This window comes from Arthrobacter sp. H-02-3, assembly GCF_003097355.1.
Lineage (GTDB): Bacteria > Actinomycetota > Actinomycetes > Actinomycetales > Micrococcaceae > Arthrobacter > Arthrobacter humicola.
This window is the reverse complement of the sequence record NZ_PYUI01000006.1, coordinates 150,543-162,978: the sequence shown is the minus strand read 5'-3', so window position 1 is coordinate 162,978 and position 12,436 is coordinate 150,543. Positions and strand designations below refer to the sequence as shown.

The following is a 12,436-nucleotide window of genomic DNA, read 5'->3' as shown; positions in this document are numbered from 1 at the left end:
GGATGGCACGGGAGAATCCGGGGTTCAGCAAGGGCTCAGCCCGGCCGGGGCGGCTGCCGTTTCCGGGGCTCGGCGCCACCGCATTATCATCTGGTGATTCCGGGCAACGGCCCGCCCGCCAAGAAAATGTGCGGCGGAAGGGATACGGATGCGTGGCAGCCGGGCACGGGTCCCGGATGCTCCATCAGCGGCCGGGCTCTCCTGCCGGACTCGGTTCTGTGCAGCTGCCCCCGAAGGAACCTGGACCGCCGCGGGTTCGTTTACGCCGTCGTCTCCCGGTGCCGGGATTTCACAAACCAGCCCCATTCCGGCGTACTCACGTACCGCGGCGATTCCTGCCACTGCGGACGGCTTGTCGGGGAATGATCTGGAGAGCGCCATCACCGTCCCGTCCGGGGCAGTCAAACGAAATCGATAGGAAGCATCGGAGCCGGTGAACAGTTCGAACATTCCTGCCATTGAACCCTCCTGAAAGTTGGGATCATTCTGCTCCGGTGACGCCGTTGTCACCGGAGGCAGCCTGAATCCACCTGTAGGACGCCGGCCGCTAGCAGAGGGCCGGATCGGATTGATGAATTCATGAAAGTCTGAACTACCCCCGCCGTCTGCGCAAGGGGCGCCCACACACCTGCCGCCGGCGGCGACACGACGGCAGTCCGACGCTACGATGTATGTTCGAGCGGGCCCGCCCGGACGAGTGGGAGACAGACTTTTCTGTCTCGCGTGTGCTAATTTCCTCGGACCAGGTCCGGCACGGGCCTTGGGCCGTGAGTATTGGATGCGAAGGAGAAGGCCCCCATGGCGGACGGATTGCCTGCAGGCCTTGTCCTGTCCGATGTGAAGGCCGACCTCTTCAAGGCGATGGGGCACCCAGCACGGATCCAGCTCCTGGAAATGCTCGCTGACGGCCCAGTGGCCGTCAGCACGCTGCGCCACAACACCGGCCTCGAACCCTCCAATCTGTCCCAGCATCTCGGTGTGCTGCGCCGCCAGCACCTGATTCTCCCGACCCGGCGGGACGGGCGGCTGTTTTATGAGCTTGCCTGCCCCGAAGTGAACACCTTGCTGGGCGACGCCCGCTCCTTGCTCGGAACCCTCCTTCGCACCGCCCGGTTGAGCCTCCCTCACGGCGAAACCTCAACGGACGACGCGATCCTGTAGATACCGGCGTGCCGAGACGAGCGGCCGCCCCGCGGTTTCGACACAGACGCGAGACAGACTGGTCCAACGTTCGATATCCTTTCCTGACCGCCGGGTGCGGCCCGTCATCGGGCACGAATCGCTTCCCGGCACAACTGCAACGAGGCAGGGACGGGACTGGAGGACAACCGGTGATCGATAGTGAAATCCTGGCTGTGGAAGCGGCTGCCGCCCGGCTTGAGACATCCAGAACCAGCGAGGAGAACGCGGCCAACCTGCAGTCCGCCGTCGCCGCGGCAGTCACACACGGCAAGTCCATAAGGGACGTGGCCGCCGCGGCACACCTCACGGCGCTGGAGGTCCTGGACGCCGCCGACGCAGTCACCTACCCGGGACCGGCGTTGCAGGCGCCGAATATGACGCAGTGAGCGTCACCCGCCCCACACATATTCGGAACGCCGGAACGCATGCTGCCTTCCCGGGCCTCTCATCCGGGCCGGGCGTTGCCGCCGTTGCGCCCCGACGGCCGGCACCCGGACAATGGTGCTCATGACCCTCGTGACCCTGCTGGCCTTTGCCGGGCTGTGCCTCCTGCTCTCCGTCACCCCCGGCCCGGATACGTTCCTGGTGCTGCGGATCTCGCTGCAGAGTGCCGGGGCCGGCCTTGCCGCCGCGCTCGGCTCGGCCGTGGCATCCATGGTCTGGGCCGCGCTGGTGGGCGTGGGGCTCGCCGCCGTCCTGGAGGAATCCGCGGAAGTGTTCCGCTGGCTGAAGATCGCGGGCGGGCTGTACCTGCTGTACTTGGGAATTTCTTCGCTGATCCGGGCCCGCCGCACAAAGTCCTCCGCGACGGCCGGCCACACTCCCCGCCGAAGCTACAGCCGGCGGGCAGGGTTCGGCGCCGGCGGCCTCTCCACGCTGCTCAACCCCAAGGTGGGCCTGTTCTACCTCGCCGTCGTGCCGCAGTTCATTCCGCACGGCGGCAACACGCTGGACACCGCCATGGTGTTGGGTGCCATCGAAAGCGCCATCGGGTTCCTCTATCTGGCGGCCGTATCCATCGCGGCGGCGAAGGCCATGGCCTGGCTGCAGCGCCCCCGGGTGAGCAGTTGGCTCGAACGCGGCAGCAGCGGCATCATCGCCGCGCTCGGCCTGGGCGTGCTGGCATCCAGCGCCAGCTCGTAGCCGCGCCGGAAGTGCGTGCCGGGGGTTTGAGGTGACGTTGGCTAAAGGCAGTACCGACAGGACGTTGCTGGACAAGACCTTCAGGATCAGCCTGATTCTCAAAGGCCTTGACGGACTCTTGGAACTCGTGGGAGGAATTCTTCTCCTGCTGGTCTCCCCCGCGCAGATCGGCGCCTGGGTCCGGTTACTGACACAGCACGAACTCTCCGAAGATCCGCATGATCTCGTTGCCACCACCTTGGTGCACTGGGCCGGGACCATGACCGTCTCGGCGACCCTCTTCGGCGCCATCTACCTGCTGTTGCACGGAGCGGTGAAGGTGGTCCTGGTCTGGGCGGTGCTCAAGGATAAAATGTGGGCTTATCCGTGGATGATTGCCTTCCTGATGGCCTTCATCCTCTACCAAAGTTATGAACTCCTGGTTGCCTTCTCTTGGGGGCTAGCCCTCCTGACAGCCTTCGATATCTTCATCGTCTGGCTCACCTGGCACGAATACAGGGCCCACCGCACCCGCAACGCGAACACCCCCGCCGGCAACGCTGCGCGCCAGACATAACACTGGCTGATCTAGATCCAGTCCCGCCTCTTGAACCCCAGATACAGGAACACTGATCCGGCGACCATCAATGCGGTGGACAACCAGAGACCGTAATCGCTCTGGAAGCCGAAAAACGGCACGTTCTGCCCGAAGAACCCCGTGACCGCGGTGGGTACGGCGATGATCGCGGCCCAACTGGTGACCTTTTTCATGACCAGGTTCATCTGGTTCCCCTGAATACTGATGTGGGTCTCCAGAATGGTCGTGACCAGGTCACGGAGCGACTCCGTCCATTCCGTGGCCCGCAGCACGTGGTCGTAGACGTCCTGCAGGAACGGCTGCATGGCGGGGCTGCAGCCGACGAGGTCGTCCCGCCGGAGGAGGGTGTTGAGGACTTCGCGCATGGGCAGGACCACCCGGCGGAGCCGGACCAGGTTCTTGCGCAGCTCGAAGGTCTTTCGCTGCAGGTCGTGGTCGGGTGAGTGGTCATCGAAGAGCGATTCTTCAAGGGCGTCGATGTAGCCGTCCAGTTCCTGCACGGCGTCGAAGTGCCCGTCCACGATCATGTCCAGGAGGCCCCAGAACAGGAAAGGCACCCCGTGTGCGGCCAGGTCCGTCTCGGCATCCCAGTGCGCCATCAGTTTGTCCGTATCAAACCCTGGCCCGTGCACGGTCACGAGGGCGTTCCGGGTCACGAATGCCGAGACCTCGGCAATTTCCACTTCCCCGCTGCCGGGCCGCAGCCCCGCCTGATAGGCCGACAGGAACAGGTGGTTGGCGTAGCGGTCCAGCTTGGGCCGCTGGAAATCATGGACGGCATCCTCAACGGCGAGGCGGTGAAACCCGTACACCGTCTCGACACCCAGAAGGTCATCCGCCGTCGGGTCCGTGAAATCGATCCACAGCACCACGTCGTCCTGGTGCGCCAGGGCCTCGATCTCGTGGGCGCTGACGTCGTCGCGTTCAAGTTTTCCTTCGCGGTACAGCCGTATGAATACCATCCGCGTCATGCTACGGGAGCTGCCTCCGAACATCCTCAACGTCGTAAACACGCCGGCTCGGCGCGCCCGGGCCTGTCCGGGGAGTGGGGCCCGTGTCTATTCTGTTTATGGACCGGCGTGACATACCGTCCGCAGGAACGGGCACCGGAGGCACGCCGGATCCGGCGCGGGAGTATGTGTTCGCCGGGAAGGGAATCCGGGTCTGATGAACCGAAGACGAGCGTTCCTTTGCATCGCCGTGGTCCTCCTTGTGATCCTCGGGGCCGGCGTCAGCCAACCGGACAGGCCGGCCGGCCGTCTTTCGCCTGTCCGCCACGTGTTCGTGATTGTGCTTGAGAACGCATCCTACGCGCAGTCGTTCGGGCCAAATTCGCGCCTTCCGTATCTGGCCCAAACGCTTCGCGGCCAGGGCGTTTTGCTGGACCAGTACTACGGGACCGCGCACTACAGCCTGGGAAATTACCTGGCCATGCTGGGCGGTGTCGCTCCGAGCCCCGACATCCAGATGGACTGCACGGCCTACACGGACATGGTGCACCCGTCCGCGGAACGCTTCGGGCAGGTCAAGTCCGACGCCGGCTGCATCTTTCCGGCGTCGGTGCCCACCCTGGCGGGCCAGCTCGCGGCACGGAACCTGACCTGGAAGGGCTACATGGAGGACATGGGCAATGTCCCGGGGCGGGAAGAAGCCGTCTGCGGGAAGCCCTCCCTGGGTCCCGGATCCACGGACCTGACGCAGGAAGCCACGGCCGGGGATGCCTACACGGCCCGTCACAACCCGTTCCTGTATTTCGCGTCAGTGGCAGGAACCGCGGCGTGCGCCGCGAATGTCGGGTCCCTGGCCCGGCTGCCCCAGGATCTGACGGCCGTCTCAACCACCCCCAACCTGTCGTTCATCTCCCCCAGCCTGTGCAATGACGGACATAACCAGAACTGCGACGGCCAGCCTGCCGGTCCCGCGGCGGAGGATGCCTGGCTGCGCACCTGGGTGTCCCTGATCTCGGCATCTCCCGCATTTCAGGAAAGCGGTGCCATCATCATCGTCAACGATGAGGCCGACGGCGACACCAGCGCCTGCTGTAACGAGCCCTCCGGCCCCAACGTTGCCGCGCCCGGCCTGCCGCCGTCGGCCGCGAAGGATGGCACGTTTGCGGCCGGCCCCGGCAACGGCAAGGGCGGCGGACGCATCGGCGCGCTGGTGCTCTCGCCCTTCGTCCGTCCCGGGACGACGAGCTCCACACCGTATAACCACTACTCGCTCCTGAAAAGCATCGAAGACCTGTTCGCGCTGCCCTACCTCGGCTATGCAGGAACTCCCGGGCTCGCCGGATTCGGGGCTGACGTATGGACCGACGGGCGCGACGCCGGTCGCTGACCCCCGGCCGCTGACCATGCGAACGGCCCGCGTGAGGCGGTCCCCGGCCGCGCAGCATGGGGCTTTGGCAACGGCTGCAGCTATGGCCCCCGGCCTGCGGCAGTGCCAGTATGTTGAGAGTCACGCTCAATGATGGCGCCCCGGCTCCCGGCAGAAAGGTGCTCGGTCATGACCTACATCAACAACCTCGGCGATGTGGGACAAGGCGACGTCGCCATGGCCGGCGGCAAAGGCGTCGGCTTGGGCGGCCTCGTTCAGGCCGGGCTGCCGGTTCCCCCGGGGTTCGTGCTGAACACCGCAGCCTACGCGGATTTTGTGGAAGCCAATCGCCTTCAGGCCGGCATCCGTGAGCTCGCCTCGCTGTCACCGCTGGCATCGCCACAGGATTACGAGGATGCCTCGAACCGGATCCGCGCCCTGTTCGCCGGCGGAACCATGCCGGCCGCTATCGCAACTGAGCTCGGTGCCGCCTTCCGGCTGATCGGCGACGGGGATGCAGCCGTGGCGGTGCGCTCCTCCGCCACGGCCGAGGACCTCCCCTCCGCCAGCTTCGCGGGGCAACAGGAAACCTACCTCAACGTCGTCGGGGCGGAAGCCTTGGCCGCGGCCGTGACCGATTGTTGGGCCTCCCTGTGGACGGCGCGCGCCATGGCCTACCGAGCCCGCGAAGGCATCGGACCGGACGCGGTGCGCCTCGCCGTCGTGGTCCAGCGGATGGTCGAGGCCGACGCCGCCGGGGTGATGTTCACCGCCAATCCGGCCAACGGGCGCCGCGACCAGATCGTGATCAGCGCCGCGTGGGGCCTGGGCGAATCCGTGGTCAGCGGCACGGTCACCACCGATGACGTCGTCGTCGAAGCGGGCTCTGGCCGTGTGCTCTCGCGCCGGACCGCCGACAAGGAAGTCATGACCGTCGTCGCGGACCACGGCACCCGGGAGCAGCCTGTGCCGGCGGGCCGCCGTCGTCAGCCCGTACTCGACGACCAGGCCGCGGCCGAGCTGGCCGGCTACGGAACCCGGATCGCGGATCATTTCGGGGCCCCGCAGGACATCGAGTGGGCACGGGCCGGTGGCGAGTTCTTCCTCCTGCAATCCCGCCCGATCACCGCACTGCCGGAACCGGCAGCTGATGCTCCGGACACGTGGCCGGTGCCCTATCCGAAGGGGCTCTACTTCCGGGCGAGCATCGTGGAACAGCTGCCTGACCCGCTCTCACCGCTGTTCGCCGATCTCATTGACGGCTCGGTGTCCCGGTCGCTGAGGGCCTTGATGGCCGGCGCCATCGGCAAGAACGTCATCGGGGAGGACGACGTCGGACTGCCCACCATTAATGGCTACGCCTATTACTACTACCGCACCTCGGCAATGTTGCGCGTGACGGCCATGTCGCTGGCTGCGATGCGCGCGCTGATCCGCGGCACGGCGCACATGGGAGTGGCCGGCTGGCGGGAGTATTCGCATCCCCGCTACGAACGGGTTATCAAGGACTGGTCGGCGAAGCCCCTCGGGGGGCTCTCCGGGGAGGAATTGTTGGAGGGTGTGCAGACGTTGCTGGATGCCGGCACCGTCTACTACACGGCGGTTCAGTCAATCATTCCGGTCGCCGCGACAAGCGAAATCTCCTTCCGGGCCTACTACGACAAGTTAGTTCGGCGCAACGGAGACGCCCCGGCCCAGACGTTCCTCCTCGGCTACGACAGCGAACCCATCCGGGCCGAGAAGTCGCTGTACGACCTCGCAGCCTGGGTCCGGGGTGTTCCGGGACTCGCCACGGCGATCCTCAACGCACCGACGCCGGCCCTGGTCGAGTCGCAGCGCACCGGGGTGCCGCCGGCCGCCATGGACCAGGCACTCTGGGGGCAATGGCGTCCCCGCTTCCAGGACCACCTCGGCCGGTACGGCCATGCAGTCTACAATTTGGACTTCGTCTGCCCGGTGCCCGCAGATGATCCCTCGCCGCTGCTGGAGACGGTGAAGTTCTACCTGCGGGGACAAGGCACGGACCCGCATGAGCGCCAGCGGTTGTTGGCCGCCCGCCGGGAAGAGGAAACCGGCCGAACGGCCGCCCGGCTTGGGCCGCGGCGTCGGGCCGCGTTCCTCCGGCTGCTCCGGTGGGCGCAGAATGCCGCTCCGATCCGCGAGGACGCCCTGGCCGACGTCGGACTGGCCTGGCCGCTGCTGCGGCGGATGCTGCTCGAACTCGGCCAACGATTGGTTGGCTCCACCGTCATCGCCGAGCCCGGCGACGTCTTCTGGCTCCGCCACCGGGAGCTGCGAAGCGCCGTCGAGTTCGGCCTCGCCGCGCCGGGCGCCGCGGCGGCCGTGGCCATTACCGGGGCAGACCGGCCCGTCCGGGCGGCCGCCATCGAGGAGCGCAGGATGCTCTGGCGGGGCCAGGCCAAGGCCTCCGCCCCGCAACTGCTGCCCGAGAGCCGGTGGATGGAGCGGGCCTTCGGGTCCATGATGCCGGCAGCCTCACAACAGCAGCCGGGCGACGTCATCAAAGGCACCGGCGCCAGCTCGGGCCGGGTCAGCGCTCCCGCCCGCGTCCTGCGAGGACCCGAGGATTTCGCGACGATGGTTCCCGGCGACGTCCTGGTCGCCCGCATCACCACTCCCGCGTGGACCTCGCTGTTCGCGATGGCCTCCGCCGTGGTCACCGACGTCGGCGGCCCGTTGAGCCACAGTTCGATCGTCGCCCGGGAGTACGGCATCCCGGCCGTGCTCGGCACCGGCGTGGCCACCCAGAGGCTGACCAGCGGCCAGCGGATCCGGGTCGACGGCGATGCCGGCACCGTCACGATCGAGCGGGGGCCTCGCCCAGCGGACGGTGGATCCGCCTAAGCCCTGCGCAACTGCTCCGCCCGCTCACATCCCGCCGCCACCCTCGCGTGGCTACGGGCCGCATCATGTCCGAGATTCGACACCTGCGCCACCGCGGCCGCCCAGGCGGCAGGCAACACTGACCAGCACGAGGGCAACGCCCAATGGGAATCACCTCACGATGAAGGTGGCACCCGATAACGGCGACGAAGGCGGCGGCGCCGAAGTCCTCACCTGCGAAGCCGCCGTTACCCCCGCCAAATAGGGCAATCCGGCGGCGGCCGGACCGCGACACGGCGGATCCCGGCCCATCCATGGCGACCGACACTAAGCAGGCTTTCTTTGGCCTCGTGCCGTTTACCGCGGATTCATGACGAGCCCCTACCGTCGGCGATGAATGCGAAGCCGGCCTTTGACGGCCGGTACCCCTGAACCGGAACGATTGGATAACCCATGCCTCATCCAGCACAACGTTTTACCCGAAAGCGCGTCGCCGCCGCCACGGGCGCTGCAGCCCTGGCGGCCACGGCGCTGACAGCCGGAGCGATCGGCTTCGGCGCAGGGCCGGCCTCTGCCGGCGAAAATCACAGCGGCACCGCGACGCCGATCAAGCACGTGGTGGTGATCTTCCAGGAGAACGTCTCGTTCGACCACTACTTCGCCACCTACCCCCAAGCCGCCAACACCCCGGGTGAAGCCCAGCAAGGCACGGGCACCGCAGCAGCTTCCTTCACCGCCGCGAAGAACACGCCCAAGGACATCAACACCTTGGCTACAGCGGGCCTCCTGGCACCGAACAATCCCAACGCGGTGCAGCCGGCCCGGCTCTCGCCGATGCAGGCCGTCACCTGCGACCAGGACCATGGGTACACTGCCGAGCAGAAGGCGTACAACGGCGGCGCGATGGACCGGTTTGTCCAGTTCACCAGCCGGGACTCCTGCGGCACCAACCAGTACGGCCGCCCCGGGCTGACCATGGACTACTACGACGGCAACACCGTCACCGGCATTTGGAACTACGCCCAGAACTACGCCATGAGCGACAACCACTTCAGCACCGTCTTCGGGCCATCCACTCCGGGCGCGCTGAACCTGGTCTCGGGCCAGACCCACGGGGCCACGGAATACACCGCCGCCGGGCAACCCGTGGCCACACCGGCAGCCGGAAGCAGCACTGTCCGCCAGCCTGACGCGAACGGCGTCGGCACCGTCATCAACGATCCGGACCCGGTCTACGACGACTGCTCGAACAATAGCCACGCCAAAACCAACAACCTGGCCGGCATGACCGGCAGGAACATCGGGGACCTTCTCAGCGCCAAGGGCACATCCTGGGGCTGGTTCCAGGGCGGCTTCACACCGACCACTGCCGCTACAGGGACCACGCCGGCGTCGTGCCTGTCCAGCCACACGAACGCCGCCGGAGCCAGCGTCGTTGATTACTCCCCGCACCACCAGCCGTTCCAGTACTACGCCTCGACCGCCAACCCGCACCACCTGGCGCCGGCGTCGGACGCGGAAATCGGCCACAACGGCCAGGCGAACCACCAGTACGACCTCACCGCTTTCAACAAGGTGGTCAACACCGACAACATGCCCGCCGTGTCCTTCCTGAAGGCGGGAATGTACCAGGACGGCCACGCCGCCTATTCTGACCCGGTCGACGAGCAGAACTTCATCACCAACACCGTGAACCAGATCCAGAACTCCAAGAACTGGGAGAACACGGCCGTGGTACTCGCCTACGACGACTCGGACGGCTGGTACGACCACGCCGTCGCCAAGGTGAAGAACTCCTCAAACTCCGCCGACGACGCCGCCTGGTGCCAGACCGCTGCGGCCAGCGGGATCCCGATGGCCGGCGGTTACGCTGACCGCTGCGGCCCCGGCCCCCGCCAGCCGCTCGTGGTCATTTCACCGTATGCGAAGAAGAACTATGTGGACCACACCCAGACGGACCAGGCCTCGATCCTGCGCTTCATCGAAGACAACTGGCACACCGGCCAAATCGGCGACGCCTCCGCGGACGCGACAGCCGGCTCGGTGAACGCCATGTTCAACTTCGACAGGCAGCGCACCGACAAAGTCCTGCTCAACGAACAAACCGGCGCCGTCGCCTCCATCACCAATACAGAGGACGGCAGCAACTCCGGACACGACGACGGCGGCAACAACCGCGGCAGCAACTCCGGGGAGTAACTGCCCGCAGCGGACCGGTCTGTGGCCGCCAGGAAAACATCACTGCAGGAAACGCCATCCGGCCGGCAGCCGGGTGGCGTTTCCGGTACCCTCCTCCAGCTGACAGCCGGCCGGAGGGACGGCCACTAGAATTGGCCGGTCCCTGTGCTTTGTTCCGGCCCTGCAGACGCCCGGCCACTGACGGAAAGACCCCATGACGACCACTTCTGACCACGCCGTACCGGCCCAGGTTGACCTTAAGCAGGCCGCAGCCCCGGACCGCAAACCCCTGGTCCGCTGGCTGCTCGCCAACCAGGTCGCACCGGCCGGCCCCGAAGCAGAGGAAGATCACAAGCCCAACGCCTGGTGGAAGGTTATGTGCCTGACCGGCGTCGACTACTTCTCCACCCTGTCCTACCTACCAGGCATCGCGGCCCTGGCCGCCGGCGCCCTGTCCCCGCTGGCGACCCTGCTGATCGTGGCACTGACCCTGCTGGGCATGCTGCCCATGTACCGCCGCGTTGCGCAGGAGAGCCCGCACGGGCAGGGGTCGGTTGCCATGCTGGAGAAGCTACTGCCGTTCTGGCGCGGCAAGTTCTTCGTCCTGCTGTTGCTCGGGTTCGTCGCGACCTCGTGGATCATCACCATCACCCTCTCGGGCGCCGACGCCACAGTGCACCTGCTGGAGAATCCGATGATCCCGCAAGGCCTGAAGGGCAGTGCCGTCATCATCACGGTGATCCTGCTGCTGATCCTGGGCGGGGTATTCCTTCTTGGCTTCAATGAGGCCGTCGGCGTCGCCATCCCGCTTGTGGCTGTCTACCTGCTTCTGAACGCCGCCGTCGTCGCCGCCGGGTTCGCACACGTCTTCTCGGACCCCTCCCTGATCGCCGGCTGGCAGGACCGGCTGCTCTCCAGTGCCGGCGGCGGGCCGATGAGCCTCATTGGTCCGGCAGTCATCGCTTTCCCGCTGCTGGTCTTGGGGCTCTCCGGCTTCGAGACCGGCGTGTCCATGATGCCGCTGATCAAAGCCACCGGGAACACCCCGGAGGAGGTCATGGCCTCCAGGGTCAAGAACACCCGCAAACTCCTCACCACGGCGGCGGCCATCATGAGCGTCTACCTGATGTCCACCAGCTTCCTCACCACGGTCATGATCCCGGCCAAGGAATTCCAGGACGGCGGACAGGCCAACGGCCGCGCCTTGGCGTTCCTCGCCCACGACCTGTTCGGCGCCGGATTCGGCACCGTCTACGACATTTCCAGCGCCCTGATTCTCTGGTTCGCCGGCGCTTCCGCCATGGCCGGGCTCATCAACATCGTGCCCCGCTACCTCCCCGCGTACGGCATGGCACCGGAATGGGGCCGGGCCGTCCGCCCGGTCGTGATCGTCTACACCGTGCTGAGCGTCGGCATCACCATCGCCTTCAACGCCGACGTCAACGCCCAGGCCGGCGCCTACGCCACCGGCATCCTGGCCATGATGGTCTCCGGTGCGGTCGCCGTGACCGTCTCAGCGGTCCGCCGGCACAGCCGTGCCGGGACCCTGGGATTCGGCGCGCTGACCCTGGTCCTGCTGTACGCACTGGGCGCCAACGTCATCGAAAAGCCCGACGGCATTGCGATTTCGGCATTCTTCATCGCCGGCATCATCATCGTCTCGCTGATCTCGCGGGTGAAGCGCACCACCGAACTGCGCCTGGAAACCATCGAGTTCGACGAGGCAGCCCGGCAGTTCATCACCGACTCGATCGCTTTCGACGGCCAGCTGAACGTCATTGCCAACAAGCGCCAGGCCGGCGACAAGGCCGAGTATGCCGACAAGGAGTACGAACAGCGCGGCCTGAACCCGGTCCCGGGTCCGGCGGACGTCATCTTCCTGGAGGTGGAGATCTCCGACCCGTCGGCGTTCAGCCACACGCTCCGGGTCGAAGGTATCGAAGTGGGCGGCTACCGGGTATTGCGGGTGAAGTCGCCGGCGGTGCCGAACGCGATCGCAGCGGTCCTTCTGGCCATGCGCGACTCGACCGCCACCAAGCCCCAATGCTATTTCGAGTGGTCGGAAGGGAACCCGATCAGTCATCTCATGCGGTACCTGTTCCTGGGCCAGGGCGACACGGCCCCGCTGGTGCGTGAGATCCTCCGCGAGGTCGAACACGACCCGGCCCTCCGCCCGGGCATCCACGTCGGCTGATG

Annotated in this window: 10 protein-coding genes; 8 read left to right on the top strand and 2 right to left on the bottom strand. The window is 66.6% G+C overall.

Annotated elements, in window-relative coordinates; genetic code table 11:
• Window positions 1–24 precede the first annotated feature (24 nt).
• Window positions 25–450: a YegP family protein gene (locus C9424_RS21890; RefSeq protein WP_272914143.1), complete on the bottom strand. Its 426-nt coding sequence runs from the start codon at window positions 448–450 to the stop codon at window positions 25–27.
• 348 nt (window positions 451–798) lie between these two features.
• Here C9424_RS21890 and C9424_RS08390 point away from each other — a divergent pair, with 348 nt between their 5' ends.
• From C9424_RS08390 to C9424_RS08375, 4 genes are all read left to right on the top strand, one after another.
• Entirely contained in the window at window positions 799–1,161 is a 363-nt protein-coding gene (locus tag C9424_RS08390; RefSeq protein ID WP_116766419.1) for an ArsR/SmtB family transcription factor, read from the top strand.
• 170 nt (window positions 1,162–1,331) lie between these two features.
• Window positions 1,332–1,568, top strand: coding sequence for a hypothetical protein (locus tag C9424_RS08385; RefSeq protein ID WP_116766418.1), 237 nt, complete (start codon window positions 1,332–1,334; stop codon window positions 1,566–1,568).
• A gap of 121 nt (window positions 1,569–1,689) precedes the next feature.
• Entirely contained in the window at window positions 1,690–2,325 is a 636-nt protein-coding gene (locus C9424_RS08380; RefSeq protein WP_116766478.1) for a LysE family translocator, read from the top strand.
• Between the two features lie 31 nt (window positions 2,326–2,356).
• Complete coding sequence (locus C9424_RS08375; protein WP_116766417.1) at window positions 2,357–2,881, top strand: DUF2127 domain-containing protein; 525 nt, start codon at window positions 2,357–2,359, stop codon at window positions 2,879–2,881.
• Between the two features lie 11 nt (window positions 2,882–2,892).
• On the opposite strand, the gene C9424_RS08370 is transcribed toward C9424_RS08375, so the two are convergent.
• On the bottom strand, window positions 2,893–3,864 hold the full coding sequence (locus C9424_RS08370; protein ID WP_116766416.1) for a magnesium transporter CorA family protein: 972 nt from the start codon (window positions 3,862–3,864) through the stop codon (window positions 2,893–2,895).
• Window positions 3,865–4,069: 205 nt separating this feature from the next.
• Between C9424_RS08370 and C9424_RS08365 the strand changes: the two genes are divergently transcribed.
• The 4 genes from C9424_RS08365 (at window position 4,070) to C9424_RS08345 (ending at window position 12,434) form a co-directional block, all read left to right on the top strand.
• A complete protein-coding gene (locus tag C9424_RS08365; RefSeq protein ID WP_116766415.1) occupies window positions 4,070–5,239 on the top strand; it encodes an alkaline phosphatase family protein in 1,170 nt (389 codons plus the stop codon).
• 168 nt (window positions 5,240–5,407) lie between these two features.
• The gene (locus C9424_RS08360) at window positions 5,408–8,083 is read left to right on the top strand and encodes a PEP/pyruvate-binding domain-containing protein (RefSeq protein ID WP_116766414.1); all 2,676 of its coding nucleotides are present in this window, start codon (window positions 5,408–5,410) and stop codon (window positions 8,081–8,083) included.
• 432 nt (window positions 8,084–8,515) lie between these two features.
• Complete coding sequence (locus tag C9424_RS08350; protein ID WP_116766412.1) at window positions 8,516–10,261, top strand: phospholipase C; 1,746 nt, start codon at window positions 8,516–8,518, stop codon at window positions 10,259–10,261.
• Window positions 10,262–10,454: 193 nt separating this feature from the next.
• The gene (locus C9424_RS08345; protein ID WP_116766411.1) at window positions 10,455–12,434 is read left to right on the top strand and encodes an APC family permease; all 1,980 of its coding nucleotides are present in this window, start codon (window positions 10,455–10,457) and stop codon (window positions 12,432–12,434) included.
• The last annotated feature ends 2 nt before the right edge of the window (window positions 12,435–12,436 follow it).

What these genes read in the sequence shown, in the direction of transcription:
- C9424_RS08365 (WP_116766415.1), top strand. Translation starts at nt 4,070, where the DNA reads ATGAACCGAAGACGAGCGTTCCTTTGCATCGCCGTGGTCCTCCTTGTG.
- C9424_RS08370 (WP_116766416.1), bottom strand. Translation starts at nt 3,864, where the DNA reads ATGGTATTCATACGGCTGTACCGCGAAGGAAAACTTGAACGCGACGAC.
- C9424_RS08390 (WP_116766419.1), top strand. Translation starts at nt 799, where the DNA reads ATGGCGGACGGATTGCCTGCAGGCCTTGTCCTGTCCGATGTGAAGGCC.
- C9424_RS08345 (WP_116766411.1), top strand. Translation starts at nt 10,455, where the DNA reads ATGACGACCACTTCTGACCACGCCGTACCGGCCCAGGTTGACCTTAAG.
- C9424_RS08350 (WP_116766412.1), top strand. Translation starts at nt 8,516, where the DNA reads ATGCCTCATCCAGCACAACGTTTTACCCGAAAGCGCGTCGCCGCCGCC.
- C9424_RS08360 (WP_116766414.1), top strand. Translation starts at nt 5,408, where the DNA reads ATGACCTACATCAACAACCTCGGCGATGTGGGACAAGGCGACGTCGCC.
- C9424_RS21890 (WP_272914143.1), bottom strand. Translation starts at nt 450, where the DNA reads ATGTTCGAACTGTTCACCGGCTCCGATGCTTCCTATCGATTTCGTTTG.
- C9424_RS08380 (WP_116766478.1), top strand. Translation starts at nt 1,690, where the DNA reads ATGACCCTCGTGACCCTGCTGGCCTTTGCCGGGCTGTGCCTCCTGCTC.